Below are 26,624 nucleotides of genomic sequence, written 5' to 3'. Positions count from 1 at the left end.
GAGACCCGGGGTTGGAGACACCCGCGCAGGACGCCGCCCACATGGCGCGCGCCGTCGAGCTGGCCGCGCACGGGCACGGCACCACCAGCCCCAACCCCGTCGTCGGCTGCGTCGTGCTCGACGCCGCCGGGCAGGTCGTGGGCGAGGGCTTCCACGCCTACGCCGGCGGGCCGCACGCCGAGGTCGTCGCGCTGGCACAGGCGGGGGAGCGGGCGCGCGGCGGCACCGCGTACGTGACGCTGGAGCCCTGCGACCACACCGGCAGGACGGGGCCGTGCAGCCGCGCGCTGCTGGCGGCGGGGGTGGCGCGGGTGGTGATCGCCGTGTCCGACCCCAACCCGAAGGCGGCCGGTGGAGCGGCACGGCTGCGGGACCATGGCGTGGCCGTCACGGCCGGGGTCCTCGCCGGGGTGGCCGAGCGGGTCAACGAGGAGTGGCTGACCTGCGCGCGGCTCGGGCGGGCCCACGTGACCTGGAAGTTCGCCGCCACGCTCGACGGGCGGTCGGCGGCCCAGGACGGCACCAGCAAGTGGATCACCTCACCCGAGGCCCGGGCGGACGTGCACCGGCTGCGGGCCGCCTCCGACGCGATCGTCGCCGGGATCGGCACCGTGCTGGCCGACGACCCCCAGCTCACCGCCCGCCCCACCGCCGAGGTGCGGGGAGCTGGGGAGCTCCCGGCCGTGGCGGCGCAGGAGGCTCTGGAGCGCTCCGGCGGCGTCCCGGGATCGGGCGCCGCGGGGCGGGAGGCCGCCGAGGCGCCTGACGGCCGTGACGGGAGCGAGGGCGGTGCGGGAGGCGCCGATGGGCACGCCGCCGCGGCCGGGCGGCCCGGAGGCGATGGCGAGCGACCTGGGGGCGATGGCGGGTGGCCTGGAGGCGCGGGCAGGGGTGCGGGACCGGGCGGGCGGGTGCCGTTGCGGGTGGTGGTCGATGCCGACGCCAGGACGCCCCGGTCGGCCCGCGTCCTCGACGACCAGGCGCCCACCCTCATCGCCGTGGCCGACGACGCCGACACCCGGCTGAAGGCCGATCTGCTTCGCCTGCCTCGCCGCGACGGCGGTCTCGACCTGGAGGCGCTGCTGCGGGAGCTGGCCGCGCGCGACGTGGTGAGCGTGTTCCTGGAGGGCGGGCCGACGCTGGCCGGCTCGTTCGTGCGGCAGGGGCTGATCGATCGCGTGGTGGCGTACCTGGCTCCGGCGTTGCTGGGCTCGGGGCGGGCCGCGCTGGGCGCGGCCGGGGTGGGCACGATCGGCGAGCTCCACCGCCTGACATTTGACGAAATTTCCCCCATAGGGCCGGATGTACGGCTTATTGCCCGGCCCCTCACCCAACGAGGCAGGGAGTAGTGATGTTCACCGGAATCATTGAGGAAAAGGGCGAAGTGGTGGCCATCGAGCAAGCGGGCGGCGGCGCCCTGCTGTCGGTGCGCGGCCCGATCGTCACCTCCGACGCCAAGCACGGCGACTCGATCGCCGTCAACGGCGTGTGCCTCACGGTCGTCGAGGTGAAGGACGACGTGTTCACCGTGGACGTGATCAAGGAGTCTCTCGACCGCAGCTCCCTGGGCGGCCTCGCCGAGGGCTCCGCGGTGAACCTGGAGCGCGCCGTACGCGCCGACCAGCGCCTCGGCGGGCACATCGTGCAGGGCCACGTGGACGGCACCGCCGTCCTGATGTCCCGCGACCCCGGCGAGAGCTGGGACGACCTGCGCTTCTCCCTGCCCGAGCCGATCGCCCCCTACGTCGCGGAGAAGGGTTCGATCGCCATCGACGGAATCAGCCTGACGGTGACGACGGTTGACGACGACAGCTTCGGCGTGAGCCTCATCCCGACCACGCTGAAGCTGACCACGATGGGCGAGCGGCGGGTGGGTGACGTGGTCAACATCGAGGTGGACGTGATCGCGAAATACGTGGAGAGGCTGGTGGTCAGGCGATGAACTGGCTCAACGCCGGATTCGAGATGTTCAACACGCATGTGCTCTGGACCGACCTGGTGGGCAACATCGCCGCCCTGGCCACGGTCCTGCTCGCCATGCGCACGTCGATGTGGACGTGGCCGGTGCAGTTCGCCGGGGCGGTGTTGTTGTTCGCCGCCTCGATCAACGCGCACGTCACCGGCAACGCGCTCAAGCAGGCGCTGTTCGCGGGCCTGGCGGTCTACGGCTGGTGGGCCTGGCGGCGCGGCACCCAGAACGGCGGGCAACTGGCGATCAGGCCCGCCCACTGGGGGGAGCGGTCGATGCTGATCGCGGTCATGCTGGTGGGCACGGCCGTCATCGGGCTGCTGTTCTACGTGACGGGCCTGTCCTGGGGTGCTTCGGTGCCGGGGGTCAAGGGTATGGCGCTGGTGGCCGCCGACGCCTACATCTTCGTCGGCAGCGCGATGGCCACCTGGGCGCAGGGCAGGGCGCTCGTGGACTTCTGGATCGTGTGGGTGGCGGTGGACCTGGTCGGGGTGCCGCTGGCGTTCAGCTCGGGGCTGGTGGTCTCCGGAGCGGTGTATGGGGTGTTCTTCGTGCTGGTCCTGGTCGGGTTCGTGAAGTGGTTGCGCGAATACCGTACGGGACCCCTGGGCGTGGCGGCGGTGGCGCAGTGAACGACATCAAGCTCGACCCGATCGAGCGTGCGATCGAGGACATCCGCAACGGCAGGCCCGTGGTGGTCGTGGACGACGAGAACCGGGAGAACGAGGGCGACCTCATCTTCGCCGCGGCCAAGGCCACGCCGGAGCTGTGCACGTTCACCATCAGGCACACCAGCGGCATGATCTGCGTGGCCATGGAGGGCAAGGAGCTCGACCGGCTCGGCCTGCCGCTCATGGTCTTCCACAACAAGGAGCGCATGCGCACGGCGTACACGATCACCGTGGACGCCCGCGACGGCGTCACCACGGGCATCTCGGCGGCCGACCGGGCCAAGACCATCCGCACGCTCGCCGACTCGGCCACCGAGCCCAACGAGCTGGTCCGCCCCGGTCACGTCTTCCCGCTGCGCTACCACGAGGGCGGCGTGCTGGCCCGGCGCGGCCACACCGAGGCGGCCGTCGACCTGGCCAGGCTGGCCGGGCTGTCGGCGGCCGGCGCGCTGGCCGAGGTGGTCAACGACGACGGCACCATGGCCAGGCTGCCCGAGCTGCGCCGCTTCGCCGACGAGCACGATCTGGCTCTGGTCTCCATCGAGCAGCTCGTCGACTACCGGCGGCGGGCCGAGAGCATGGTCACCAGGGTCGCCGAGACGCGGCTGCCGAACACGTACGGGATGTGGCGGGCGTACGGGTACGCCAGCGCGCTCGACGGCGGCGAGCACGTCGCGCTCGTCTACGGCGACCTGACAGGCGGCGAGAACATCCTGGTCAGGGCCCACTCGGAGTGCCTGACGGGCGACGTGTTCGGCTCGATGCGGTGCGACTGCGGGGTGCAGCTCGACAACGCCATGTCGGCCATCGCGCAGGAGGGCCGCGGCGTGATCGTCTACCTGCGCGGGCACGAGGGCAGGGGGATCGGCCTGCTGGCCAAGCTCAAGGCGTACAGCCTGCAGGACAACGGCAGCGACACCGTCGACGCCAACGTGGAGCTGGGGCTGCCGATCGACGCGCGGGAGTTCTCCAACGCGGGGCAGATCCTGGCCGACCTCGGGGTCAAGTCCATCCGGCTGCTCACCAACAACCCGGCCAAGCTCAAGGGCATGGACGGCTACGGCATCAAGGTGCTCGGCCGCGAGCCCATGCCGGTGGCCATGAACCCATACAACGAGCGTTACCTGAAGGCCAAGCGCGAGCGCCTCGGCCACGACATCTCGGAGGCGTCATGATCGGGGAGAACGAATGAGCGGGGAAGGAAGGCCGGGCGTCGCGGTGCCCGACGCGTCGGGGCTGACGGTGGGCGTGGTCGCGGCGAGCTGGCACGCCAAGATCACCGATCAGCTCGTCTCGCGGGCCGTGCAGGCGTGCGACGACAGCGGCGCCAGCGCGACCGTGGTACGGGTGCCCGGCTCGCTGGAGATCCCGGTGGTCGCCCAGGCCCTGGCCCGCCGCTGCGACGCGGTGGTGGCGCTGGGCGCGGTCATCCGCGGCGAGACGGCCCACTTCGACTACGTGTGCGACTCGGTGACGTCGGGTCTGACCAGGATCTCGCTGGATGAGGAGACACCGATCGGCAACGGCGTGCTCACCGTCGAGAACATGGACCAGGCGCTCGACCGGTCGGGGCTGCCGGGAAGCAAGGAGGACAAGGGGTACGAGTCGGCCATCGCCGCGCTCGAGACCGCCCTCCTGCTCAGGACCCTCCACTGACCTACGGTAGGTTTCCTTCGTGCCAGAGCCCGTATCCCCTCCGCCCCTGCCCGTCACCTGGCGTCCGCGCCGGGGCCGCGTCGTCGCCTACGGCTTCGCGGCCGTGATCGTGCTGGGGGCGGTGGTGATGGCGGTCTTCATCGCGCAGCCGTTCAAGCTGCCGGACCGGGTGGCGATCGTGGCGTTCGGGTGCGCGGTGGCGTGGGTGCTGCATCTGCTGGGCCGGGTGCGGGTGGAGGCGGACGAGAAGGGGCTCACGATCGTCAACGCCGTCCGCACCCAGCGGGTGACGTGGCCGGAGGTGCTGGAGGTCACGATGGTGGTGGGCGATCCGTGGCCGCGGCTCGACCTGTCGGACGGGCGTACGGTCGGGGTCATGGGCATCCAGGGCTCGGAGAAGGCCCGCGCCCGTCAGGCGACGGCGGAGCTGCGAGCGCTGATCCGGGAGCGCGGCGAGGCGCCCGAGGGCTAACCCGGCTCGGCGAAGAGCTCGTCGACGGTGTCGACGGTGAGGATGCGGATCAGCCACTGCTGCAGGAGCTCGAAGTCTTCGCAGGTGGCGATCGCTTCCCGCTTCTCCGGGCAGATCCACAGGAAGCGGGTCTGCAGGGCGACGTCGATCGCCCTGCGAGCGGCGGTGATCTTGCGCTGTTCTCTGGTCGCCGGCGAGACGTGGTGGTCTTCCCACGACTCGGGCATGCCGGGGGGAACGGGCATCAGTCCTCGACCGGGATCTCGGCCGCCGTGGTGGCGGAGACGGCACGCGGGGTCATGTCGGTAGCAAGGCGAGGGGGCATGCCTTGACATCCTCTCACTCGGTGATCAAGATCTTACACTCTGTCATGGTCGCTCCGGGTCAATATCGCCGAAGCTGGTGTCGACGTAGCCTGAAGGCGTGCTGCGGCGGACAATCAGGGCAATGGACATCGAGTCGCCGGACAAGCTCATCGAGCTCCTCGACCGGCATGCCTACCTGGCCGACGAAGGGCTGGCCACGGCCGCCTTCCTGGCGCTGCGGATGGGGCGGCCGCTCTTCCTCGAAGGGGAGGCGGGGGTCGGCAAGACGGAGCTGGCCAAGACGCTCGCCGCGCTGCTGAAGGCGCCGCTCATCAGGCTCCAGTGCTACGAGGGCCTGGACGCCGCCCAGGCGCTGTACGACTGGGACTTCGCCCGCCAGCTCCTCCACCTCAAGGCCGCCGAGGCCGCCGGGATCACCGACGTGAGCAGGCTGGAGGGGGAGATCTACGACCGCAGGTTCCTCATCGCCAGGCCGCTGCTGAAGGCGATCGAGACGCAGCCGAGCGTGCTGCTGGTGGACGAGATCGACCGGGCCGACGACGAGTTCGAGGCGTTCCTGCTGGAGGTGCTCTCCGACTTCACGATCTCGATCCCCGAGCTGGGCACCATCAAGGCCAGGACACCGCCGGTGGTCGTGGTGACCTCGAACAGGACGCGCGAGGTGCACGACGCGCTCAAGCGGCGCTGCCTCTACCACTGGCTGGAGCACCCGAGTTTCGACCGCGAGGTAGCCATCCTGCTGCGGCGGCTGCCCCGCTGCACCGAGACGCTGGCGATGCAGGTGGCGCGGGCGGCCGAGCGGCTGCGGCAGGCCGATCTGGTCAAGCCGCCCGGCGTGGCCGAGACGCTGGACTGGACGGAGGCGCTGCTGACGCTGGGGGCCAAGGAGCTCGACCCCGACCGGGCGGCCGCCACGCTCGGCGCGGCGCTGAAGTACCGGGAGGACGTGGCGGCGGTGATTGGCAACGGGCTGCTCTCCCATGGATGAGCTCGCCGCCACCATGACGGGGTTCGCCAGGACGCTGCGCGCGGCGGGCGTCGCGGCCGACCACGAGCGTACGCAGAACCTGCTCAGGGCGCTCGACCACCTCGACGTGACCGACCCGGGCGAGGTGTACTGGGCCGGCCGGCTGACGTTGTGCGCCGGCCCCGACGACCTGCCCCGCTACGACCGGTGCTTCGCCGCCTACTTCGGCGGGCGGAAGGCGGCGCTGCAGCGTACGGCGACGACGAGCGTCACCCGCCACCTCGCCGAGCGGCCGGGCGACGGCGAGAGCGGCGGCGACGCCGGCACGCCGGCCCCCGCCACCGCGAGCCGGATCGAGGTCCTGCGGCACCGGGACGTCGCCAGGCTCACCGAGGCCGAGCGGGCCGAGGTGCACCGCATGATGGCGCTGCTGAAGGGCGGCCGGGCGCGGCGGCGGTCACGGCGCTTCGAGAGCGCCCACCGGGGCAGCCTGGACCAGCGCCGCACCATCCGCGACGCGCTCAGGAAGGGCGAGGTCGCCAGGCTCCGGCACCGCAGGCACACCACCAGGCCGCGCACGGTGGTGATGTTCGTGGACGTGAGCGGCTCGATGGCCCCGTACGCCGAGACCCTGCTGCGCTTCGCCCACGCGCTGGTCAGGAGCGAGCCGAGGGCCACCAGGGTCTACTCGGTCGGCACCCGGCTCACCCCGATCACCGCCGAGCTGCGCCACCGCGACCCCGGCACCGCGCTGAACGAGGTGTCCAAGGTCATCCCCGACTGGAGCGGCGGCACCCGGCTGGGGGAGGAACTCAAGGAATATCTCGCCCGTTTCAGCGCAAGGGGCGCGATCGCGTTGATCGCATCGGACGGGTGGGAACGAGGTGACCCGGAGCTGCTGGGTACGCAGCTGGCGAGGCTGGCCAGGCAGGCGTACCGGGTGATCTGGGTCAACCCGCACAAGGGGTACGAGGACTACCAGCCGCTCACCGGTGGCATGCGGGCCGCCCTGCCGTACCTCGACGACCTGGTGGCCGGGCACAGCCTGGCCGCCTTCGAGCAACTCAGCGAAAGGCTCGCGCATGCGTGACGTGCTGCCGGAGATCATGAAGTGGTGGCGGTCGGGGCTCAGGTTCGGGCTGGCCACGGTGGTCGGCACCTGGAGCAGCGCGCCCAGGCCGCCGGGCGCGGCGATGGCGGTGCGCGGGGACGAGGTGGTCGGCAGCGTCTCGGGCGGCTGCGTCGAGGGCGCGGTGTTCGAGCTGGCCGCCGGGATCGAGACGCCCGTCCTGCAGCGGTACGGCGTGAGCGACGACGACGCCTTCGCCGTCGGGCTCACCTGCGGGGGCATCATCGACATCCTGGTGGAGCCCGTCTCCATCGAGACCTTCCCCGAGCTGGGCGAGATCGCGGCGTCGGTGGAGGCGCACGAGCCGGTCGCCGTGGCCACCATCGTCTCCGGTCCCGGCCAGGCCGGCGCCCGCCGCATCATCTGGCCGGACCGCACCAAGGGCACGCTCGGCCTCGAACGCCTCGACGACGCCGTGGACGACGACGCCCGCGGCATGCTCGCCCAGGGCCTGACCGGCCTGCGGCACTACGGCGGGCAGGGGGAGCGGCGGCTGGACGACCTGGCGGTGTTCGTGCACTCGTTCGCGCCGCCGCCGCGGATGCTGGTGTTCGGGGCGATCGACTTCGCCGCGGCGGTGGCCAGGGTGGGCAAGTTCCTCGGCTACCACGTCACGGTGTGCGACGCGCGGCCGATCTTCGCCACCGCCAAGCGTTTCCCCGACGCCGACGAGGTGGTGGTCAAGTGGCCGCACGACTACCTGGCCTCCGTGCAGGTGGACGAGCGTACGGTGATCTGCGTGCTGACCCACGACCCCAAGTTCGACGTGCCGCTGCTGGAGGTGGCGCTGCGTACCGGAGCCGGGTACGTCGGCGCGATGGGCTCGCGCCGCACCCACGACGACCGCCTGGCCCGCCTGCGCGAGGCCGGGCTCACCGAGGCCGAACTGGCCAGGCTGAGATCGCCGATCGGCCTCGACCTGGGCGCGCGCACGCCCGAGGAGACGGCCGTGTCGATCGCCGCCGAACTGATCCAGCTCCGGTGGGGCGGCTCCGGCCGCCCGCTGTCCACGACGCGGGGCCGCATCCACCACGAGGCGCCATGAGGGCGTCCAGGACGGCCGGGCTGCTGCTCGCGGCCGGCGAGGGTACGCGGCTGGGCAGGCCCAAGGCGCTGGTCGAGTTCGCGGGCGAGCGGCTGGTGGACCGGGGTGTGCGGATGCTGGAGGAGGGCGGCTGCCACCCGGTCGTGGTCGTGCTGGGCGCGGCCACGGTGCAGGTGCGCGGGGCCGTCACCGTACGCAATCCGGACTGGGCCTCCGGCATGGGGTCGTCGCTGCGGGTCGGGCTGGCCGCGCTGCCCGAGGAGGCCGAGTCGGTGGTGGTCGCGCTGATCGACCAGCCGCTGATCGGGCCGGGCGCGGTACGCGCGCTGATCGCCGCGGGCGCCACCGGGCTGGCGGTCGCGACCTACGGGGGCCGGCGCAGGAATCCCGTGCTGATCGCCCGCCCGCACTTCGCCGGCGTGGCCGAGCTGGCCGTGGGCGACGTCGGGGCGCGGCCGTTCATGAAGGCGCATCCGGGGTTGGTCACCGAGGTGCCGTGCGACGAGCACGGCGACCCGGCCGACATCGACACGCCGGAGGACCTCGCTCGCCTGGAGCCGTCCGCGTAGGCCGTCCGTCCAGGCGGGTCCGTCCAGGCAGGCTCGTCCAGGCAGGTCCGTCCCGGGCCGTCAGCCCAGGGCTGTCCGTCCGGGCCGTTCGTCCGAGCCGTTCCGAGCCGTTCTGGGCCGTTCGTCTAGAGGCGCAGTGAGGCGATCGCGGCCCGGTGGTCGCTGCCGGTCGCCGGGGCCACGCCCGCCTTGGTCGCGGTCATCCCCTTGAACAGGATGTGGTCGGGCCGGGTGACGGGGAACTCGGCCGGCCAGGTGAAGCCGAACCCGTCGCCCGCCGCGACCTGCGCGTCGGTCAGCGGCGGCGTCAGGCCGCGCATGCCGCGGTCGGTGGTGGCGGTGTTGAGGTCGCCGAGCAGCAGGATGCGCTTGCTGCGGTCGGCGTCGATGAGCTTGCGCGCGTGCGCCAGCGAGGCGTCACGCGAGGTGGTCTGGCCGGGCCTGGCCGAGGCCAGGTGCATGACGTAGACGGTCACCTTGCCCTTGGGGGTGGTGACGACCGCGCGCAGCGCGCGCGGCCAGCCGAGGCCGATGTCGAGCGGCTCGGTCTCGCTGATCGGGTAGCGGCTCCACAGGCCGACCGTGCTGACCGGGTAGTGGTACTTGAACATCTTGTTGAGCTGCTTGGCCGCGGGCCCGCCCTTGGTCAGCTCCTGCGCGGCCAGTACGTCGAGGTCCTTGGCGATCACGCGTACGGCCTCGCCGGACGCGCTGTTGCGCACGCCCACGTTGACGGTGCCGACGGCCAGGTCGCTGGGCCCGCCCGGCGGCGTGCGGAAGAGCGTGGAGCCGAACATGACGGCCCACACCAGCCCCGGCACCAGCGCCGCGGCGGCGGCAGCGGTGGAACGTGCCACCGCGGCGGCGGCGAGCAGCACGGGAACGGCGAGCCCGATCCAGGGCAGCAGGCTCTCGAGGACGGGCGTGAACCCGCCGAGAGCGGGGATCAACCCGTGCCCCGCCAGGGCCGCGGCCACCACGACGGACACGACGATGACGAGCCGACTCAGCACCCGAACCAGGCTAGCGGCTCCCACCCCGCATCGCCGACGCGATAACATGTCCGAGTCGTAACAGAACATCATTCGGTCCAGCGGGAGCCCGGCATGCGCATCGGTATGGCACTCAAGTACTCGGGTGGTTTCAAGGAGTCGGTGGCAGAGCTGGCCGACTACGAGAAGGCCGGGCTCGACATCGTGTTCGTGGCCGAGGCCTACTCCTTCGACGCGGTCAGCCAGATGGGCTACATCGCGGCCAAGACCGAGCGGCTGGAGATCGCCTCGGGCATCCTGCCGATCTACTCGCGCACGCCGACGCTGATGGCCATGACGGCCGCGGGCCTCGACTACGTCTCCGACGGGCGTTTCACGCTGGGCATCGGCGCCTCGGGGCCGCAGGTGATCGAGGGCTTCCACGGGGTGCCGTACACCGCGCCGCTGGGGCGTACCAGGGAGGTCATCGAGATCTGCCGCCAGGTCTGGCGGCGCGAGCGCGTCCAGTACGAGGGCAGGCACTACACCGTGCCGCTCCCGGCAGGCCAGGGCACCGGCCTGGGCAAGCCCCTCAAGATCATCAACCACCCGGTACGCCCCCGCATCCCGATCGTGGTGGCCGCCATCGGGCCCAAGAACGTCGAGCTGACCGCAGAGCTGGCCGAGGGCTGGGAGCCGATCTTCTACGTGCCCGAGAAGGCCGCCGAGGTCTGGGGCCCCGCGCTGGCCGCGGGCAAGGCCAAGCGCGATCCCGAGCTGGGCGAGCTCGACGTGATCGCCCAGGCCAGCCTGGCGATCGGTGACGACGTGGCCGGGTTGCTGGAGTTCGGGCGGCCGGTGGCGGCCCTCTACATCGGCGGCATGGGCGCCAAGGGCAGGAACTTCTACAACGACCTGGCCAGGCGCTACGGCTACGAGAAGGAGGCCGAGCTGATCCAGGACCTCTACCTGGAGGGCAAGAAGGAGGAGGCCGCCGCGCAGGTGCCGGCCGAGCTGCTGGAGAAGATGTCGCTGGTCGGCAGCGAGGGCTACGTGCGCGATCGGGTGCAGGCGATGAAGGAGTCGGGCGTGACGACCCTGAACGTGACGCCGCTCGGCAGGACGCACGAGGAGCGGCTCCGGCTGATCGAGACGATCAAGGAGTTTGCCGCATAGTGAGGTAGATCACCCGGATTGGGGGAATGCTCCCTTTTTCGCGGCTGTTGTAGCAGCTCGTGAGGTTTTCCCTGGTGTTCGTGTGGCTCGTAGAGCGGCTGCACATCGATCTGTGCCGCTTGCACGGCTCGCTCTGTAGCTGACGGCTGCCCGTCCGTCCACACCCCTCACCAGGCGTGCCCCTTCGGCATGCCCTTCTCGCGAAGGCTTCCTCATCCGTGAAGAGATTCTCCTTTTCCCTGCAGCTCCTGCTGGGCCTCCTCGTCGGCGTGGCGCTCGGCTTCGCCGCCAAGATCTGGGACGTGGCCTGGCTCGCTGAGACGCTGAAGCAGGTCGGTCAGATCTTCGTCCAGCTCCTCAAGCTTGCCGTGCCGCCGCTCGTCTTCACCGCCGTGCTGGTCAGCGTGGCCAACCTGCGCAACGTCAACGGCGCGGCCCGGCTCGCCTCCAAGACGCTGCTGTGGTTCCTGATCACGGCGTTCGTCTCGGTCTCGCTGGCGATCGGGCTGGGCCTGCTCATCAACCCCGGCCAGGGCGTCACCCTCGACACCGCCGGGGCCAAGCCCTCCGACACCCAGGGCACCTGGCTCGACTTCGTCACCGGCATCCTGCCGACCAACGTCGTGACCGCCTTCACCGAGGTGAACGTCCTCCAGATCGTGTTTCTGGGAGTCGTCCTCGGTGCGGCGGCGATGGCCGTCGGCGAGAAGGCCGAGCCGTTCCTGAACCTCGCCCGTTCCGTGCTGGAGCTGGTGCAGAAGGCGCTGTGGTGGGTCATCCGCCTGGCGCCGATCGGTACGGCGGGCCTGATCGGCAAGGCCGTGTCCACGTACGGCTGGGAGCTGCTGGCGCCGCTGGCCAAGTTCAGCGCCGGCGTCTACGTCGGCTGCTTCGTCGTGCTGCTGGCCGTGTACCCGACGCTGCTGGCCGTGTGGGGCAAGGTCAGCCCCGTCACGTTCTTCCGCAACGCCTGGCCCGCCATCGAGCTGGCCTTCGTCTCGCGCTCCTCGGTCGGCACGCTGCCGCTGACGCAGCGGGTCACGGTCGAGCGCAACGGGGTGGACCGCGACTACGCCTCGTTCGCGGTTCCGTTCGGGGCCACCACCAAGATGGACGGCTGCGCCTCGGTGTACCCGGCGCTGGCCGCGATCTTCGTGGCCCAGGTGTTCGGGGTGCCGCTCGGGTTCGGCGACTACCTGCTGATCGCGTTCGTCTCGGTGGTCGGCTCGGCCGCCACGGCGGGCCTGACCGGCGCCACGGTGATGCTGACGCTCACGCTCAGCACCCTGGGGCTGCCGCTGGAGGGCGTCGGGCTGCTGCTGGCGATCGACCCCATCCTCGACATGATCCGCACCGCGACCAACGTGACCGGCCAGATGGTGGTGCCGGTGCTCGTGGCGCGCTCCGAGGGGCGCCTGGACACGGCGGTCTTCAACGCGCCGCCGCAGTCGCTCGACCGCGCGCCCGCGCCGCGCGTGCCCGAGCCGGCCGCTGCCTGATCCGGCCGCTGCCTGATCCGGCCGCCGGTTGATCCGGCTCGACCTTGAGGGGGGGGGGCTCCGGCCGCCCCCCCTCATTCGTATGTCAGCAGGTCTCCGGGCTGGCAGCCCAGCGCCTCGCACAGGCGCGCCAGCGTCGAGAAGCGCACGGCCTTGGCGTGGCCGTTCTTCAGGATGGACAGGTTGACGACGGTGATCTCCACGCGGTGCGACAGCTCGGTGAGCGTCATGCCGCGCTCCTTGAGCACCTCGTCCAGCCGCACCCTGATGATCGGCTCCCCCATCAGATCGTGGCCTCGACCTCTTCGAGCAGGGCCAGGCCCCGGCGGACGATCTCCGACACGCCGAGCGCGGCGAGCCCCGCGACGACGGCGCCGATCAGCTCGCCCGACGGCAGGTAGAAGGGGTGGGTCTCGGCCAGCAGCATGGGGGAGAGCATGGCCTGCGCCACGGCGCCGAGCACGGCCGACACGACCGAGCCCACGATCAGGATCCAGCCGAGCCTGCGCAGGTGATCGGCCGTGACCGTGGAGAACAGGGCACGATCGCCCGACCTGGCCCTGCGCAGCGCCCGTACGACCGTGAACAGCGCCAGCAGGGCCGTCGCCGTGCCCGGCGCCCACATCAGCAGGTAGAGCAGGCCGACCAGCGGTGCGGCGCCGCGCGGGCGGACCGTCACCTCGGCGCTGATGGCCTCGACCGTGGCGCCGCCGACGGTCATGCCCGCCGTCGGCACGTCGAAGACCTGCAGGGGGATGCCCATGCCCTTCGCGGTGCCGAAGAACGCGATCGCGACGTTGGAGAGGAGTCCGGCCAGGGCGCCCAGGACGCCGAGGGCCAGGCCGGTGCTCAGCAGGGTTTCCAGTCTGATGATCCAGCGAGTTGGCATAACGATAATCGTAAATAACGAAAGTCGTTATGTCGAGAGGGGTGGGGGCGAAGGTGGGGCGGGCGGGGTTGCGAGGGCCCTATGGTGGGTCGGAAATCCTGATATTCGAGTAATTGGCGGGGATATGTCCGACGGGACGGAGCGTGCGCCGTCATTGGTCGCTGACCGGTACCGGCTTGACGAGCGCATCGGCAGCGGGCCGATGGGCGAGGTGTGGCGCGGGTACGACACGCGGGCCGACTGGGTCGTGGCCGTGAAGGTGCTGGGCGCCAGGGCGGCGGGTGCCGCCACCCGGGAGGTGCTCAGGCAGCACGCCCAGGCCGTGGCGCGGGTGATCCATCCGAACGTGGCCATGGTCCTCGACGTCGGTGACCACGAGGGGGCTCCGTTCCTGGTCATGGAGTACCTCACCGGGCTCAGCCTCGGCGAGGAGCTGGCCGCGCGCGGGCCCATGAAGATCGTCGAGGTGTGCGACCTGGTCGGGCAGGCGGCGGCCGGGCTGGACGCCGCGCACCGGGCCGGCGTGGTGCACGGGCGGGTCGGTCCCGACAGCTTCCGGCAGGCCGCCAGCGGGGTGCTCAAGGTCGTCGGGTTCGGGATGGACGAGCGGGCGCCCGTGCCCGCCGGGGGCCGGTACGTGGCGCCCGAGCGGGCCGCGGGGGAGGTGGCGCGGGCTCCCGGGGATGTGTACGCGCTGGGGTGGGTGTGTTACGAGCTGCTGTGCGGGCGACCGCCCTTCGGGGACGGTGCGGCGTCCGAGGCGGGTGCGCCCGGCCAGGAGGCCGCGCCTGGGGAGGAGGCGGCTGAGCGGAGTGCGCCGGGTGGTGCGGCGGGGCAGGGTGCCGCCGGCCGGGGACGGCCCGTTCCGCCGAGCGCGATCAGGCATGAGGTGCCGCCCGAGCTGGACCGGCTGGTGCTGGCCATGCTCGCCGAGGACCCTGCGCAGCGGCCCGCCAGCGGCGAGGCCATCAGGCGCGCGCTCGCGGCCATCGCCCGGCCGAAGCCCGGCCTGGCCGGCCCGCCGGTGACCGGCGTCTCCCTTCGCGACCCCGGCCTCAACCTGGGCGCCGCGGGCGCGATGGGTACGGGCGCGGGTGGCGCGCCGACCGGTGGCTTCGGCCGTCCGGGGCAAGGGGCGACGGAGGTCTTCCACGCCGGTGCGGTGGGCGGGCCGGGCGGGGCGCCGCCGAGGGCCGGCGACACCGCGGTCTTCCAGGCGGGAGACCTGGAGCCGGAGCCGCCCTCGGCCCCGAACCGCAAGCTGATCATCCAGCTGGCCGCCGCCGTCGTCGTCATCGCGGCCGTGACCGTCGGCATGGTGATGTGGGCGGGCGCGCGCGAGGAGCAGCCGGTCGCGCAGAGCACCCCGACGGCCGAGGTCAGTACGCCGCCGGCGACCCCCAGCACCTTGCCGTCCACCCCCGACCCCTCGCCGGACCTCGGGATCACCGCCGGTCCCGGCGAGGACCCCGACGAGGATCCCGACTACCTGCGCGAGACCTCGATCCCCAAGGCCACGCTCGGGGAGGCGATCCCGCCCGGCGGGTACGCCAAGTGGCTGCAGGAGTTCGACGAGGCGCTGATGGCCCAGCAGAGCATGGGCGGCATCAACCCCCAGGTCGCGGGCAAGGCCAGGGAGAAGCTCCGCAGGGCGGCCAGGAAGTTCGGCGAGGGCAAGCCCGACGCCACGCTCGGCCAGATCGCCGATGTCTACCGTGACCTGGCCAGGGCGCAGGAGAAGGGCGACATGGCGCCGGACGGCCCGGCTGCGGCGTTCATGGGGGAGTGGCGGCTCCCCGCCAGGTAGCCGACCAGCATTTGGGACTTGACGGGCAATAGTGACAAGAGGGGCGTTACACGTACATTGGGCGAATGACCTTCGACTACGCGGCGCGCAGGGGGCGGCTCGCCGAGTTGCTGCCCGCCCACGACGTCCACGCCCTGCTGGTCACCTCCCCCGTCAACGTCCGCTACCTCACCGGCCTGGCCAGCTCGAACGCCGCCGTCCTGGTCAGGGCGGACGGCACGGCGCTGCTGGCCACCGACAACCGCTACATCGAGGCGGCGCGCAAGCTGGACGTGCCGTCGGCCGAGGCGGCGGACGTGGCGGGCAGGCTGGCGGCGCCGGGCACCGGGATCGAGGCCGCGAGCATGAGCGTGGCCGCCTACCGCCGGCTGGGGGACGGGCTCGTGCCGCTGGGGCCGGTGGTGGAGCTGCTGCGCGCGGTCAAGGACGAGGCGGAGCTGGAGCTGATCCGCACCGCCTGCGCCATCACCGACCAGGCCTTCGCCGACGTCTCCCCGCGGATCGCCCCCGGGATGACCGAGCGCGAGCTGGCCGGCCTGCTCGATCGCCGCATGGCCGAGCTGGGCGCCGACAAGCCCGCGTTCGACACGATCGTGGCATCCGGCGAGAACGGCGCGATCCCGCACCACACCCCCACCTCGCGGGAGCTGCGCGCCGGGGACCTGGTGACCCTCGACTTCGGCGCCCGCTACCAGGGCTACCACGCCGACATGACCAGGACGGTCAGCCTCGGCCCGCCCGCCGGCTGGCAGCGCGAGGTGTACGAGCTGGTCGCCGCCGCGCAGCGGGCGGGCAGGCACGCCCTCGCCCCGGGCGCGCTCGCCGGGGAGGTGGACGACGCCGCCCGCTCCGTCATCGAGGGCGCGGGCCACGGCGGGCACTTCAGGCACGGTCTCGGTCACGGGGTCGGGCTGGAGATCCACGAGGAGCCGTTCCTGGGCCCCTCGCGGACCGGTAGACTAGAGGATCGAGTTCCGATCACCGTCGAGCCTGGGGTCTACCTCCCGGGCCGGGGCGGCGTCCGGATCGAGGACACCCTCGTGACACGTGAGGGCGGGCCGGAACTTTTCACGAAGACGACCAAGGAGCTGCTCGTCCTTTAGAGCGGCCACACGCGGGAGAGAACGAGTGGCGACGACCAACGACCTCAAGAACGGCATGGTGCTGAAGCTCGACGGCGGTGAGCTCTGGGCCGTTGTGGAGTTCCAGCACGTCAAGCCGGGCAAGGGCGGCGCGTTCGTGCGTACCAAGCTCAAGAACGTCCTCTCCGGCAAGGTCGTCGACAAGACCTTCAACGCCGGGGTGAAGGTCGAGGTGGCCAACGTCGACAAGCGCGAGATGCAGTACTCGTACAAGGACGGCGACGACTTCGTGTTCATGGACACCGAGACCTACGACATGGTCAACGTGCCCAGCGCCACGGTCGGCACCGCCGCCAACTACATGCTGGAGAACACGCTGGCCACGGTGGCCTTCAACGAGGGCTCCGCGCTCTACGTCGACCTGCCCGCCGCCGTCGAGCTGACCATCTCCAACACCGAGCCCGGCCTGCAGGGCGACCGCTCCACCGGCGGCACCAAGCCCGCCACGCTGGAGACCGGCGCCGAGATCAAGGTGCCGCTGTTCATCACCACCGGCGAGAAGGTCAAGGTCGACACCCGTAGCGGCGAATACCTCGGCCGGGCCTGAGGTGTCGGCACGGGGCAAGGCACGCAGGCGAGCGCTCGACATCCTGTTCGAGGCCGAGCTGCGCAGCGAGAATCCGCTGAAGATCCTCGCCGAGCGCGTGGAGCGGCAGGAGCCGCCGGTGAACGAGTACACCTCGACCATCGTCGAGGGCGTCGCCAGGCACCACGCGCGCATCGACGAGCTGATCACCACCTACGCCGAGGGCTGGACGCTGGACCGGATGCCCGCGGTCGACCGCAACCTGCTGCGCGGCGGCACGTACGAGCTGCTCTGGATGCCGGGCGTGCCCGAGGGCGTGGTCATCAGCGAGTGGGTGCACCTGGCGGGGGAGCTGTCGACCGACGAGTCCCCGCAGTTCGTCAACGGCCTGCTGGCCCGCTTCAAGCAACTCAAGCCAAGCCTCACCCTTTAGACACCCCCTTCGGTCACGCGTTCGCGGGCCGGGGCCGCCCGTTCGGGGTACGTTCTGACCACGCCGGCCTGCACCACGGCTTGCGAGGCGAGGGACGAGTACTGGTCCGCGGTCAGGCTTCGCATCCGTCAGCCCGGGGCGGGAGCCTGACCGTGTGGCCGAGCCCGTACGGAAAGTGGCGCGTCACCAGCCGCGACGCGCCCTTTTCCGTCTCCGGCCAGCGTGGGCCCATGGTGACCGAGGACGACGTGCGCAGGCTCGCGCTCGCGCTGCCCGAGACCTCCGAGAAACTCATGTACGGCACCCCCGCCTTCTACATGCGAGGACAAGCACGAGCTGATCGCCGCCCAGCCGGGCACGTTCGGCAGCACGCCGCACCACGACGGGCACGCCATCGTGCTCGTGCGGTTCGGGGCGGTGGACCCCGCGGAGATGGGCGAGCTGCTGACCGACGCGTGGCGGTTGCGGGCGCCCGGGCGGCCGGCCGCCTGCCTGGGTGACGGCTGAGCGGAACAGTATCGGCGGTGGGGAGCGGGAGCTCCCGCGTACGGCGTAGGCTGGGCCCGACCACGAAGAAAGCCGTTCGCGACGTGCACCTTCGCGGCGTGCACATTTTGCGGGAGAGAGGCGAGCCGACGTTGCGTGCTGAAGGCGTCACCACGAGGACCCCGGCGGTGCGGACCGCCGTCGTCTGGGACGCGTTGCGCTCCATGCTGGCCGAGCGCACGGCGGCCACCGGCCGGGAGTCGCTCGACATCGTCGACGCCGGCGGCGGCACCGGCGGGTTCGCCGTGCCGCTGGCCGCGCTGGGCCACGCCGTCACCGTCGTCGACCCGAGCCCCGACTCGCTGGCCGCGCTGGAGCGCCGCGCCAAGGAAAAGGGCGTCACCGTGCGCGGCCTGCAGGGCGACGCCGCAGACCTGGGCGAGCTGCTCGATCGCGACGCCGCAGACCTGGTCCTGTGCCACAGCGTGCTGGAGTACGTCGAGGACCCGATCAGCGCGCTGACCGCGGTCGCGGCCCTGCTGCGCAGGGGCGGGGCCGTCAGCGTGCTGGCCGCCAACCCCGTCGGCAGCGCCATCCACCGGGCGCTGTCCGGGCAGTTCGACGAGGCCGTCGCCGTGCTGGCCGACCCGAGGGGCACCTGGGGCGATCGTGACCCCACGCCCAGGCGCTTCGCCGCCGACACGCTCGTCGAGCTGCTGACCGCGACCGGGTTCGCGGTCGGCGCGATCCACGGCGTGCGCGTCTTCGCCGACCTGGTGCCCAGCAGGCTCGTGGACGGCGAGCCGGGCGCCGCGGAGGCGCTGGTGGCGCTGGAGCAGGCCGCCTCGACCCATCCCGTGCTGCGCGACATCGCCACGCAGCTCCACGTGCTCGGCCACCGCAACTGAAGGAAGTTCCCATGCCCGCTCCCCTCGGTATAGAACGCCTGTTCGGATAGACTCGGAGGCGTGTCTCGCAAGCAGATCACCGGCATCGGCCCCGCTCCGCGGACCGGGGTCGATGACAGCGGCTGCCCGATCCTCCATGTCGACATGGACGCGTTCTTCGCCAGCGTCGAGCTGCTCGACCGTCCCGAGCTGCGCGGCCGCCCGGTGATCGTGGGCTCGCCCGCGGGGCGCGGCGTCGTGCTCAGCGCCACCTACGAGGCCAGGGCCTTCGGCGTGCACTCGGCGATGCCGATGAGCAGGGCGCGCCGGCTCTGCCCCCAGGCCACGATCATCCCGCCCAGCCACGGCAAGTACTCCGAGGTCTCCAAGGGCGTGATGGAGATCTTCCATACGGTCACCCCGCTGGTGGAGCCGATCGCGTCCGACGAGGCGTTCCTCGACGTCGGCGGCGCGCGGCGGCGGCTCGGCGCGCCCGCCTCCGTGGCGGCCATGATCAGGGAGCAGGTCCTCGACCGCTACGGCATCACGTGCTCCGTCGGCGTGGCGAGCAGCAAATTCGTGGCAAAACTCGCCTCCAAGCAGTGCAAGCCCGACGGGTTGCTGGTGGTGCCCGCCGGCCAGGTCGTCGACTTCCTCCACCCGCTGCCCGTGTCGGCCCTGTGGGGGGTCGGCGAGCGCACCGAGCAGTCCCTCGTGCGCCTGGGCATCCGCACGGTCGGAGATCTGGCCAGAGTGCCGTCCAGCACGCTCCAGCGGGAGCTGGGGCAGGCCGTGGGGGCCCATCTGGCGGCGCTGGCCTGGGGGCGTGACGAGCGGGCCGTGACCGCCCACGTGCCCGACAAGAGCATCGGCAACGAGGAGACGTTCGCGGCCGACATCGACGACCCCGAAGTGATCAAGCGGGAACTGCTGCGTCTGTCGGAGCGGGTGGCGGCCCGCATGCGTAAGGCCGGTCACGTGGGAAGAACTGTAAGTGTGAAGCTACGCCGAGCCGATTTCACCACGATCAATCGCTCGCGCACGCTGCGTGAGCCGACTGACGTGGCACAGGTGATTTACGCCACCGCCTGCGAGCTGTTCGAGGCGGCCGGGCTCGACCGGGTGCGGCTGCGCCTGGTGGGGGTCCGGATGGAGAACCTGCGGCCGGCAGACGAGGCCACCCGCCAGCTCGCTCTGGGGGAGAAGGAGACCGGGTGGCGCGAGGCAGAGCAGGCCATGGACAAGGCGATCCGAAGATTCGGACCCGATGCGGTGCTCCCGGCGTCGCTTGTACGTGGCAAGCTTGATGAAATAGAGACATGACGTTCGATGTGCGGACATGCTGGGGGCGTCCGTGTCAGGATTTTGGGGGAAGGGGGGCGAGATGGTCCACAATAGAGCCATGACGTCACCTCCGGTTTGGTCTGCGTTGGACGTTTGCTTTCGCCTACGTCTACAGCCTCGTATTCTGGGGATAACCGACCGCGAGGTTCGGACACCCCGTGTCGTCCGTTGCCGTCTTCCCCGTCCTGGGGCTGTCCTTGGGAGGCGCCGTGCCGCTCTCTGAGCACGAGCAGCGCTTGCTCGACCAGATCGAGCAGGCCCTCTACGCCGAGGACCCGAAGTGGGCCAACACCGTAAGGATCAGCGACCCGCGCAGCCATTACAAGCGTCGCCTCATCAAGGCCTCCATCGGCTTTGCTGTCGGTGTCGTGACCATGATGGTCGGCGTGGTGTTGAGTGGCGCTGCCCTGATCCCGCTCGGCGTCGGCGGTTTCGTGGTCATGCTCGCCGCGTGTCTGTGGGGCCTGTCGAGTTGGAAAAAGATGAACGGGTTCGGTGACTCCGCCCCCGCCGCAGGCGCGGCGCCTCCTCCGGGCAAGCAGGCCCGCAGGGGGAACCGGGGCAGTTTCATGGAGCGCATGGAAGAGCGCTGGCGCCGTCGCCACGACGAGCGCTGACCCGACCGGCAGACCGACGGCGTGCGGCCGCCCCCTCACGGGGACGGCCGCATGTGCGGTCGGTGTGAAGGCGGGGCTCGGCGCGCCGCGCCCTCGCGAGCTCCGGCGTCGCCGCGCCGGCCGTACCACCCCCGACGGCACCGTCCGCTCCCTCGGCGGCGCCATGGCTCTCTGCAGATCTTGACGGCCGGGCACTGTCCGCCGGGGAATGACGGGGCCCCGGCGGCACGCCCGCACCGGCCGTCCCCCGCGCTCCACTCGCCTGCCGGCGCATGAGCGCCCCAGCAGCAGATGGCGGTCGCCCCCAGGGGGGACGACCGCCATTCGCATGCCAGGGTCCTGTGCCTCAGCCGCCCTTCTGGGTCGCCGTCCGGCGCAGCCTGATCGTCTCCAGCAGGTCGAACCCGTCCAGCAGCCGCTCGCCCAGGAGCCGCAGCCGGCGCAGCGTCGACGGGGGCAGCAGCACCGCCCGTACCCGCCGGCCGCGTGACACCGTGGCCGCCAGGGCCTGCCGTACCTTGCGCAGGTCCTTGCTCATGGGCTCGATCCGGCCCGGGTCGCGGGCGAACAGCACCCGCTCGACCGCCGAGGCGATGGCCGTGATGGCCGCCGCCGAGCCGGCGTCGAACTCGTACTGCTGGGTCAGCCGCCGGGCCAGCGCCCGCGGGGTCTCGCTGGTCTCGCGGGCCATGCCGTAGTCGTACAGCACGTCGTCCAGCTCGGCCCACGCGGCGGCCACCGTGACCTGGTCGCGGCCCGACACCATCCTGGCCGTGAGCTCGTCCGAGGGCTGCGACACCTTCCAGCCGAGGCTGCGCACCCGCCGGTTCCTGGTGATCAGCCGCAGGCCGGCCGGGATCAGCAGGACCAGCACCAGCGCCGCCGCCCCGATGCCGATCTTGCCGATCAGCGGCATCGAGTCGTCCGGGGGCAGCGCGCCGGTCGCGACCGTGCCCTCGCGGTCCAGCTCGCGGATGTTGCGCCGGGCCGTCGGGCTCTGCGGCTCGTCGGCGGAGGAGCTGGTCGCCCCCGGCGTCGGCGTGCTGCTCGCCCCTGGCGTCGGCGTCGGCCGCGGCTCCGCGTACGCCGGCACGCGCGCGCTGCCCTGACCGGCCGCCCCCGACGGGGTCGGCTCGAACGGCAGCCAGCCCACGCCCTCGAAGTACAGCTCCGGCCAGGAGTGGGAGTCGTTCGTGCCCACCTCCCACCGGTCGCCGACCTGCACGCCACCCGTGTAGCCGATCGCCACCCGCGACGGGATGCCCACCATCCTGGCCAGCACCGCCATCGACGCGGCGAACTGCTCGCAGTAACCGACCCGGTCACTGATCAGGAAGTTGCGCAGCGCCGAGCTGTTGTGCCCCTGCGTGCGCAGGTCGTACTGGAAGTTGCCCGGCCTGGTGAAGAACTCCTGGAGCTTCAGCGCCGCGTCGTAGCTGGTCCTGGCGCCCGCCGTCTCGTCCTCGGCCAGCTTCCTGATCTCCGGCGGCAGGTCGTCCGGCAGGGCGAGGAAGCGCTCGTCCACCTCCGGCCTGATGCCGTCGAAGGAGTCGAGCAGGTCCGCGGTCGGCTCCGGCTCGCTCGTCATCACGTCGTAGTCGATGCCGGCGGCCTCCTCGCGGGTGGAGAAGACCATGAGCGTGTCCACGTCCGCCCGCCAGTCGCCGTCCACCCTGATCTCCCGCGCCGGGTACGGCAGCGGCAGGAACTGCAGCCGCGCGATCTCGTCGCTGATCTGGACGTTCGTGACGACGTTGTTGATCTTCACCTCGGGGCCGAGCCCCGGCGGCTCGGGCAGCGGCCCGTTCTCCGTCCTGTTCTCCGGCGCGCCCTTGGGCTGCGTCATGCCGAACTGCTGCCCGTCGAAGGTGTCCAGCGCGTAGATCCGCAGGTAGCGGGGCTTGTTGTCGGAGCTGGTGTAGGACAGGACCACCCGCCGCTGCGGCAGGTCGAGCTGTCCCTTCAGGTTGGCGATCGGGTTCGGGATGCTGATCGAGTTGCCGGGCCCCGAGCCGCGCCCGCCCACGCCGAAGGTGAAGAAGGACACCGGCTCCATCGCCGGCAGCGCCGCCGGCAGCAGCACGGCCAGCAGGATCGCGGCGAACCCGATGCGCTTGCCCGACAGCCGCAGGCCGCTGGTGTCCGCCGGCGCGCCGCCACCGGCCGGTGCGCCGGACGTGGCCTGGCGGGTGCGGCGTACCAGCACCGCCCTGCCCCAGTGGCCCACCCGCTCGCGCCCGTCGGCGATCAGCAGGCTGACGAAGCCGAGCGCGGCCACGATGAACGCCCACCAGCTGACCGGCTCGGTCAGGATCGTCGCCGGCACCGTGGCCAGCGCCAGCAGCGGCAGCCCCGACAGAGCCGCTCGCCGCACCCGCGCGGCGAGCAGGTCCACGGCGATCGCGATCAGCGCCACGCCGCCGGCGGTCAGCAGCGTGATGCCCTCGGTCTCCGGCACGGGGGCCGCGAAGCGCTGGATGTCGGCCCAGCCGACGCCCAGCAGCCTGGCCAGCTCCACCACCGATCCCTTGGTGGGCACCACCAGCGCCCACGCCTCCTCGGAGGCGAAGGCCGCCGTCAGGTAGATCCACGTCGCGGCCACGCCCACCAGCGGCGCCGCCCACGCGGGCAGGGACAGGCGGCTGCTCAGCAGCCCCGCCGCCACCACGGCCAGCACGGCGCCGAGCGAGGTCCAGAACCAGGAGCCGCCCTGGAAGAGCGGGGAGAGCAGGAGCGCCGCGGTGAACGCGGCCACTCCGGAGGCGATCGTCAGTCTCATGCCGCCCCTCCCGTGGGGTTGAGCGCGTACCTGCCGCGGTTGGCGGCGTCCTGCCACACGGACGCGATCGAGGTGCCGGCGGGCAGGTTCACGATGCGCCAGCCGTACCCGGCCAGTACGGTCTGCACGGCCTGGTGGTTCTCCTCGGCGGCCCGGTCGCGGCTCTCCCACGTGCTCACGTCGAGCAGGACGGCCACGCCGGTGATGCCGCTGTGCCGCAGCCTGGCCAGCTCCCTGGCCTCCTCGGCGTCCATCGCGCCCAGCACCGCCACGATCAGCCCGTCGCCGCCGCCCGAGCGCAGCGCCGAGATGCCCATCTCCAGGGAGCGGGCCGGGCTGTGCCGCACCATGGCCAGGGTGTCGAGCAGCGAGTAGCTCAGGCCGGAGTCGGTCAGGTGCTCGGCGCCCTGGTCGGTGACCAGCCGCAGGCCGAGGCCCTCGTGGGCGAGGTGCACGCCGATCGAGGCCGCGGCCGAGACCGCCACCTCGAACGACGAGCGCGGGCCCTCGCCGCGGTGGGCGTGCCTGCGCGTGTCCAGCAGGAGCGCGCCGCGGCTCTGCCACTGCTGCTCCTCGCGGCGCACCATCAGCTCGCCGTAGCGGGCCGTCGAACGCCAGTGCACCCGGCGCAGGTCGTCGCCCTGGCGGTACTCGCGCGGCGCCACGTCGTCGTCGCCGGCCGCCGCCACGCTCCTGGTCCTGCTGTCGCCGCCACCCGTCCACTCACCCGACAGCCGTACGTGCGGCAGCGCCGCGACGTGCGGCGTCACCACCAGCGTGTCGCTGATCGTGAACGAGCGGGTCAGCTCCACCAGCCCGAACGGGTCGGCGATGCGGATGGACAGCGGCCCGATCGTGTACCGGCCGCGCAGGTCGGAGCGGACCCGGTAGTCGATCTCCCGCACGCCGCGCGGCTCCACCCGGTCCAGCACGAACCGGGGCCGCACGCCCAGCGCGTACGGCACCGTGTCCTCGATGAGCAGCAGGCCGGTGGGCAGCCTGGTGACGTTCTCCAGCCGCAGGGTCACGGTGGCCTCACCGCCCACCTCGGCCCTCGGCGGGTCCAGGCGCCTGGCGCAGCTCAGCCGGTAGCGGGTCCGCGCCACCACCATCGCGGCCAGCAGCGGCAGCGCCGTCACCAGGACGCCGATCCTGAACAGGTCGTTCTCGCCCAGCAGGAACGCCATCAGCAGAGCGGCGATCCCGGACGCGAGGAACGACCGCCCCCTGGACGTCAGCGCCCGCATCCCGGCTCTCACTGTGTCTCCCCCGGCCCGGGACCGGGACCTCGCTGGAGGTCCTCGCTTCGCTGGGGATCCATCAGCGGGTCTCCGGCACCGGAACGCGCCTGATCAGATCGGTCACCACCTGCTCCGGCAGGCGGCGCTGCCCCTGGGCCTCGACGCTGGGCAGCAGGCGGTGCGCCAGCACGGGGATGGCCAGGTCCTGCAGGTCGTCGGGGATGACGTAGTCGCGTCCGGCCAGCGCCGCGTGTGCCCGCGCGGCGCGTACGAGCTGCAGCGTGGACCGGGGGGAGGCGCCCAGCCGCAGGTCGGGGGAATGACGGGTGGCCACGACGAGGTCGATGGCGTACTTCTTGACCGCCTGGGAGACGTAGACGCCGCGTACGGCCTCGATCAGCGCGCGCACCTCGGCGGTCGTCGCCACCGGTTCGAGCTTGTCGAGCGGCGAGGTGCCCCCGTGCACGTCGAGCATCTCCAGCTCGGCGGTCGGCTCGGGGTAGCCCATCGCGACGCGCGCGGTGAAGCGGTCGCGCTGCGCCTCGGGCAGGGGATAGGTGCCCTCCATCTCGATCGGGTTCTGGGTGGCGATCACCATGAACGGCGCGTCGAGCTGGTACGTGTGCCCGTCCACCGTCACCTGGTGCTCCTCCATGCACTCCAGCAACGCCGACTGCGTCTTGGGAGAGGCACGGTTGATCTCGTCGCCCACCACGATGTTGGCGAAGACGGGCCCCGGCTTGAACTCGAACTCTCTGGTCTGCTGGTTGTAGGCGCTCACCCCGGTGATGTCGCTGGGCAGCAGGTCGGGGGTGAACTGGACCCGGCGCACAGGACAGTCGATGGAGCGGGCGAGTGCCTTGGCGAGCATCGTCTTGCCGACACCCGGCACGTCCTCGATCAGGAGGTGGCCCTCCGCGAGCAAGACGGTCAGCGTGAGGCGGACGGCATCGCTCTTGCCCTCGATCACCGATTCGATGGCCTGCCGAATCCGGTGGGCTGTGGAGACCAGCTCGTCGAGCTGGGGAGGGACGTCATGGGTTACTGCCACCAGGCCTCCATGAGAAGTGCGACGGCTGTCCCGGTACGGTGCCTTTGCGGGAGCCATGCCATTCCTTTTCCATTGTCTGTACGACCCTACGACGCTGCGGGTTCTTGAGCGACATTTGCGGATATTCCAGCGAACACCGGCAAAGTTCCTGTTCTTGTGGCATGGCAGTGCCAATCCAGTGACACAGCGGAGCCCACGGAGCGCCCCACTTTCCACCACCCGGCGACTCCCCGGTCCCTCCAGGTCCTATTTCCACGGGCTTTCGAACCCTCGACACGCCCATGAGGGTTGACCCCCCGCGCCCCGCCCCCCACCCCGCTCCATCGCTCTGACCTGCGGTAACGCAACGGAAACTGATGATGAAGACGGTTCGAATCAGTTGACGGTGGGGAGAAGTGGAGTATGGTGGTGCGCAGTGGAGGGCCCGGTGCACCAGCGCTGAGCGCTTCACGAGGCACGGGAGGTGGGGCCGGTGTTCCTCGGCACCCATCAACCGCGTCTGGACGACAAGGGACGGCTGTTCCTGCCGGCTAAGTACCGTGAGGAGCTGGCGGAGGGTCTTGTGATCACCAAAGGCCAGGAGCGATGCCTCTACGTGTTTCCCGTGGAGGAGTTCCAGCGCATAACCGAGGCTCTCAGCACCGCCCCGGTCACCGCCAAGGCGGTGCGTGACTACAGCCGCGTCTTCTTCGCCAGCGCGTCCGACGAGAAACCAGACAAGCAAGGGCGCATCACGATCCCGCAGAGCCTCCGCCAGTACGCGGGGCTGGAACGTGACTGCGTCGTCATCGGGGCCAACACCCGGCTGGAGATCTGGGACGCACAGGCCTGGGACACCTATCTCAGCGCGCAGGAGCAGGCGTTTTCCGAGCTGTCGGAGGAGGTGCTGCCAGGGATCTTGTAGTGACCACGGTCGATCCGTCGGTGATGTCGTTCGGCGAGGTCTCCACCCGCAACCACTGTCCGCCAGCT

The 26,624-nt window shown here is 71.5% G+C and carries 28 protein-coding genes; 21 read left to right on the top strand and 7 right to left on the bottom strand.

Going from position 1 to position 26,624, the window contains the following annotated elements:
• Positions 1-11: 11 nt before the first annotated feature.
• The 6 genes from ribD to ACBJ32_RS11610 are packed head-to-tail and all read left to right on the top strand — an operon-like array spanning position 12 to position 4,768.
• Positions 12-1,349: a bifunctional diaminohydroxyphosphoribosylaminopyrimidine deaminase/5-amino-6-(5-phosphoribosylamino)uracil reductase RibD gene (gene ribD, locus ACBJ32_RS11635; protein ID WP_375126697.1), complete on the top strand. Its 1,338-nt coding sequence runs from the start codon at positions 12-14 to the stop codon at positions 1,347-1,349.
• 2 nt (positions 1,350-1,351) lie between these two features.
• Positions 1,352-1,942, top strand: a complete 591-nt coding sequence (locus ACBJ32_RS11630; protein ID WP_357865960.1) for a riboflavin synthase — start codon at positions 1,352-1,354, stop codon at positions 1,940-1,942.
• Positions 1,939-2,601: a nicotinamide riboside transporter PnuC gene (locus ACBJ32_RS11625; RefSeq protein ID WP_375126696.1), complete on the top strand. Its 663-nt coding sequence runs from the start codon at positions 1,939-1,941 to the stop codon at positions 2,599-2,601. Before ACBJ32_RS11630 ends, ACBJ32_RS11625 begins: the two co-directional genes overlap by 4 nt.
• A complete protein-coding gene (locus ACBJ32_RS11620; protein ID WP_375126695.1) occupies positions 2,598-3,815 on the top strand; it encodes a bifunctional 3,4-dihydroxy-2-butanone-4-phosphate synthase/GTP cyclohydrolase II in 1,218 nt (405 codons plus the stop codon). Before ACBJ32_RS11625 ends, ACBJ32_RS11620 begins: the two co-directional genes overlap by 4 nt.
• Before the next feature lie 13 nt (positions 3,816-3,828).
• Positions 3,829-4,296: a 6,7-dimethyl-8-ribityllumazine synthase gene (gene ribH / locus ACBJ32_RS11615; RefSeq protein WP_357865966.1), complete on the top strand. Its 468-nt coding sequence runs from the start codon at positions 3,829-3,831 to the stop codon at positions 4,294-4,296.
• A 19-nt stretch (positions 4,297-4,315) separates the two neighbouring features.
• Positions 4,316-4,768 (top strand): PH domain-containing protein, encoded by a 453-nt coding sequence (locus ACBJ32_RS11610; protein ID WP_375126694.1) that lies wholly within the window; start codon positions 4,316-4,318, stop codon positions 4,766-4,768.
• Here the strand turns inward: ACBJ32_RS11610 and ACBJ32_RS11605 are convergent.
• Positions 4,765-5,013: a hypothetical protein gene (locus ACBJ32_RS11605; RefSeq protein ID WP_357865970.1), complete on the bottom strand. Its 249-nt coding sequence runs from the start codon at positions 5,011-5,013 to the stop codon at positions 4,765-4,767. The two genes, ACBJ32_RS11610 and ACBJ32_RS11605, sit on opposite strands and share 4 nt — an antisense overlap.
• Before the next feature lie 202 nt (positions 5,014-5,215).
• Between ACBJ32_RS11605 and ACBJ32_RS11600 the strand changes: the two genes are divergently transcribed.
• From ACBJ32_RS11600 to ACBJ32_RS11585, 4 genes are read left to right on the top strand one after another with little or no spacing between them, the layout of a single operon-like run.
• Positions 5,216-6,082, top strand: a complete 867-nt coding sequence (locus tag ACBJ32_RS11600; protein WP_375126693.1) for an AAA family ATPase — start codon at positions 5,216-5,218, stop codon at positions 6,080-6,082.
• A complete protein-coding gene (locus ACBJ32_RS11595) occupies positions 6,075-7,151 on the top strand; it encodes a VWA domain-containing protein (protein WP_375126692.1) in 1,077 nt (358 codons plus the stop codon). The genes ACBJ32_RS11600 and ACBJ32_RS11595 overlap by 8 nt, the downstream gene beginning before the upstream one ends.
• Entirely contained in the window at positions 7,144-8,235 is a 1,092-nt protein-coding gene (locus ACBJ32_RS11590) for an XdhC/CoxI family protein (protein WP_357865975.1), read from the top strand. The genes ACBJ32_RS11595 and ACBJ32_RS11590 overlap by 8 nt, the downstream gene beginning before the upstream one ends.
• Complete coding sequence (locus ACBJ32_RS11585; RefSeq protein WP_375126691.1) at positions 8,232-8,804, top strand: NTP transferase domain-containing protein; 573 nt, start codon at positions 8,232-8,234, stop codon at positions 8,802-8,804. Before ACBJ32_RS11590 ends, ACBJ32_RS11585 begins: the two co-directional genes overlap by 4 nt.
• A gap of 125 nt (positions 8,805-8,929) precedes the next feature.
• Here ACBJ32_RS11585 and ACBJ32_RS11580 read toward each other — a convergent pair whose 3' ends face one another.
• Positions 8,930-9,817 carry an endonuclease/exonuclease/phosphatase family protein gene (locus tag ACBJ32_RS11580; protein ID WP_357865979.1) on the bottom strand — a complete coding sequence of 296 codons (888 nt, stop codon included), beginning with the start codon at positions 9,815-9,817 and terminating at the stop codon, positions 8,930-8,932.
• A gap of 93 nt (positions 9,818-9,910) precedes the next feature.
• On the opposite strand from ACBJ32_RS11580, the gene ACBJ32_RS11575 reads away from it, so the two are divergent.
• The 3 genes from ACBJ32_RS11575 to ACBJ32_RS11565 all read left to right on the top strand — a co-directional run bounded on the left by ACBJ32_RS11575 (position 9,911) and on the right by ACBJ32_RS11565 (position 12,450).
• The gene (locus ACBJ32_RS11575; protein ID WP_375126690.1) at positions 9,911-10,951 is read left to right on the top strand and encodes an LLM class F420-dependent oxidoreductase; all 1,041 of its coding nucleotides are present in this window, start codon (positions 9,911-9,913) and stop codon (positions 10,949-10,951) included.
• A gap of 59 nt (positions 10,952-11,010) precedes the next feature.
• Positions 11,011-11,094 carry a putative leader peptide gene (locus tag ACBJ32_RS11570; protein WP_375126954.1) on the top strand — a complete coding sequence of 28 codons (84 nt, stop codon included), beginning with the start codon at positions 11,011-11,013 and terminating at the stop codon, positions 11,092-11,094.
• 75 nt (positions 11,095-11,169) lie between these two features.
• Complete coding sequence (locus tag ACBJ32_RS11565) at positions 11,170-12,450, top strand: dicarboxylate/amino acid:cation symporter (protein ID WP_375126689.1); 1,281 nt, start codon at positions 11,170-11,172, stop codon at positions 12,448-12,450.
• A 74-nt stretch (positions 12,451-12,524) separates the two neighbouring features.
• On the opposite strand, the gene ACBJ32_RS11560 is transcribed toward ACBJ32_RS11565, so the two are convergent.
• Both ACBJ32_RS11560 and ACBJ32_RS11555 read right to left on the bottom strand, forming a co-directional pair.
• Positions 12,525-12,734 (bottom strand): helix-turn-helix transcriptional regulator, encoded by a 210-nt coding sequence (locus ACBJ32_RS11560; protein ID WP_357865984.1) that lies wholly within the window; start codon positions 12,732-12,734, stop codon positions 12,525-12,527.
• Positions 12,734-13,339, bottom strand: a complete 606-nt coding sequence (locus ACBJ32_RS11555; RefSeq protein ID WP_375126688.1) for a DUF2975 domain-containing protein — start codon at positions 13,337-13,339, stop codon at positions 12,734-12,736. Before ACBJ32_RS11555 ends, ACBJ32_RS11560 begins: the two co-directional genes overlap by 1 nt.
• Positions 13,340-13,493: 154 nt before the next feature.
• On the opposite strand from ACBJ32_RS11555, the gene ACBJ32_RS11550 reads away from it, so the two are divergent.
• The 7 genes from ACBJ32_RS11550 to ACBJ32_RS11520 all read left to right on the top strand — a co-directional run bounded on the left by ACBJ32_RS11550 (position 13,494) and on the right by ACBJ32_RS11520 (position 20,581).
• Positions 13,494-15,146, top strand: coding sequence for a serine/threonine-protein kinase (locus ACBJ32_RS11550; protein WP_375126687.1), 1,653 nt, complete (start codon positions 13,494-13,496; stop codon positions 15,144-15,146).
• Positions 15,147-15,211: 65 nt separating this feature from the next.
• Positions 15,212-16,249, top strand: a complete 1,038-nt coding sequence (locus ACBJ32_RS11545) for a M24 family metallopeptidase (RefSeq protein ID WP_375126686.1) — start codon at positions 15,212-15,214, stop codon at positions 16,247-16,249.
• Positions 16,250-16,274: 25 nt separating this feature from the next.
• Positions 16,275-16,835 carry an elongation factor P gene (efp, locus tag ACBJ32_RS11540; RefSeq protein WP_225273946.1) on the top strand — a complete coding sequence of 187 codons (561 nt, stop codon included), beginning with the start codon at positions 16,275-16,277 and terminating at the stop codon, positions 16,833-16,835.
• Between the two features lies 1 nt (position 16,836).
• The gene (nusB, locus tag ACBJ32_RS11535) at positions 16,837-17,247 is read left to right on the top strand and encodes a transcription antitermination factor NusB (RefSeq protein WP_357865991.1); all 411 of its coding nucleotides are present in this window, start codon (positions 16,837-16,839) and stop codon (positions 17,245-17,247) included.
• 710 nt (positions 17,248-17,957) lie between these two features.
• Complete coding sequence (locus tag ACBJ32_RS11530; protein WP_375126953.1) at positions 17,958-18,641, top strand: methyltransferase domain-containing protein; 684 nt, start codon at positions 17,958-17,960, stop codon at positions 18,639-18,641.
• Between the two features lie 60 nt (positions 18,642-18,701).
• Positions 18,702-19,943 (top strand): DNA polymerase IV, encoded by a 1,242-nt coding sequence (locus tag ACBJ32_RS11525; RefSeq protein WP_375126685.1) that lies wholly within the window; start codon positions 18,702-18,704, stop codon positions 19,941-19,943.
• Between the two features lie 230 nt (positions 19,944-20,173).
• Entirely contained in the window at positions 20,174-20,581 is a 408-nt protein-coding gene (locus tag ACBJ32_RS11520) for a DUF3040 domain-containing protein (RefSeq protein WP_357865998.1), read from the top strand.
• 346 nt (positions 20,582-20,927) lie between these two features.
• Here ACBJ32_RS11520 and ACBJ32_RS11515 read toward each other — a convergent pair whose 3' ends face one another.
• The 3 genes from ACBJ32_RS11515 to ACBJ32_RS11505 form a co-directional block, all read right to left on the bottom strand.
• Complete coding sequence (locus ACBJ32_RS11515; RefSeq protein ID WP_375126684.1) at positions 20,928-23,360, bottom strand: transglutaminaseTgpA domain-containing protein; 2,433 nt, start codon at positions 23,358-23,360, stop codon at positions 20,928-20,930.
• Positions 23,357-24,619, bottom strand: a complete 1,263-nt coding sequence (locus tag ACBJ32_RS11510) for a DUF58 domain-containing protein (RefSeq protein WP_357866001.1) — start codon at positions 24,617-24,619, stop codon at positions 23,357-23,359. The genes ACBJ32_RS11515 and ACBJ32_RS11510 overlap by 4 nt, the downstream gene beginning before the upstream one ends.
• Positions 24,620-24,680: 61 nt before the next feature.
• On the bottom strand, positions 24,681-25,709 hold the full coding sequence (locus ACBJ32_RS11505) for an AAA family ATPase (RefSeq protein WP_375126683.1): 1,029 nt from the start codon (positions 25,707-25,709) through the stop codon (positions 24,681-24,683).
• Positions 25,710-26,124: 415 nt separating this feature from the next.
• Between ACBJ32_RS11505 and mraZ the strand changes: the two genes are divergently transcribed.
• Entirely contained in the window at positions 26,125-26,556 is a 432-nt protein-coding gene (gene mraZ / locus ACBJ32_RS11500; protein WP_185106715.1) for a division/cell wall cluster transcriptional repressor MraZ, read from the top strand.
• The last annotated feature ends 68 nt before the right edge of the window (positions 26,557-26,624 follow it).

Origin of the sequence: Nonomuraea sp. GTA35, assembly GCF_041950525.1 — a bacterium.
Classification (GTDB): Bacteria; Actinomycetota; Actinomycetes; order Streptosporangiales; family Streptosporangiaceae; genus Nonomuraea.
The sequence above is the reverse complement of the archived record's forward strand: the minus strand, read 5'-3'. Positions and strand labels throughout refer to the sequence as shown.

Coding starts and splice junctions, on each gene's coding strand:
- ACBJ32_RS11630 (WP_357865960.1), top strand. CDS start 1,352: ATGTTCACCGGAATCATTGAGGAAAAGGGCGAAGTGGTGGCCATCGAG.
- ACBJ32_RS11625 (WP_375126696.1), top strand. CDS start 1,939: ATGAACTGGCTCAACGCCGGATTCGAGATGTTCAACACGCATGTGCTC.
- ribH (WP_357865966.1), top strand. CDS start 3,829: ATGAGCGGGGAAGGAAGGCCGGGCGTCGCGGTGCCCGACGCGTCGGGG.
- ACBJ32_RS11605 (WP_357865970.1), bottom strand. CDS start 5,013: ATGCCCGTTCCCCCCGGCATGCCCGAGTCGTGGGAAGACCACCACGTC.
- ACBJ32_RS11600 (WP_375126693.1), top strand. CDS start 5,216: ATGGACATCGAGTCGCCGGACAAGCTCATCGAGCTCCTCGACCGGCAT.
- ACBJ32_RS11595 (WP_375126692.1), top strand. CDS start 6,075: ATGGATGAGCTCGCCGCCACCATGACGGGGTTCGCCAGGACGCTGCGC.
- ACBJ32_RS11590 (WP_357865975.1), top strand. CDS start 7,144: ATGCGTGACGTGCTGCCGGAGATCATGAAGTGGTGGCGGTCGGGGCTC.
- ACBJ32_RS11585 (WP_375126691.1), top strand. CDS start 8,232: ATGAGGGCGTCCAGGACGGCCGGGCTGCTGCTCGCGGCCGGCGAGGGT.
- ACBJ32_RS11575 (WP_375126690.1), top strand. CDS start 9,911: ATGCGCATCGGTATGGCACTCAAGTACTCGGGTGGTTTCAAGGAGTCG.
- ACBJ32_RS11560 (WP_357865984.1), bottom strand. CDS start 12,734: ATGGGGGAGCCGATCATCAGGGTGCGGCTGGACGAGGTGCTCAAGGAG.
- ACBJ32_RS11555 (WP_375126688.1), bottom strand. CDS start 13,339: ATGCCAACTCGCTGGATCATCAGACTGGAAACCCTGCTGAGCACCGGC.
- ACBJ32_RS11545 (WP_375126686.1), top strand. CDS start 15,212: ATGACCTTCGACTACGCGGCGCGCAGGGGGCGGCTCGCCGAGTTGCTG.
- ACBJ32_RS11530 (WP_375126953.1), top strand. CDS start 17,958: ATGCTGGCCGAGCGCACGGCGGCCACCGGCCGGGAGTCGCTCGACATC.
- ACBJ32_RS11515 (WP_375126684.1), bottom strand. CDS start 23,360: ATGAGACTGACGATCGCCTCCGGAGTGGCCGCGTTCACCGCGGCGCTC.
- ACBJ32_RS11505 (WP_375126683.1), bottom strand. CDS start 25,709: ATGGCTCCCGCAAAGGCACCGTACCGGGACAGCCGTCGCACTTCTCAT.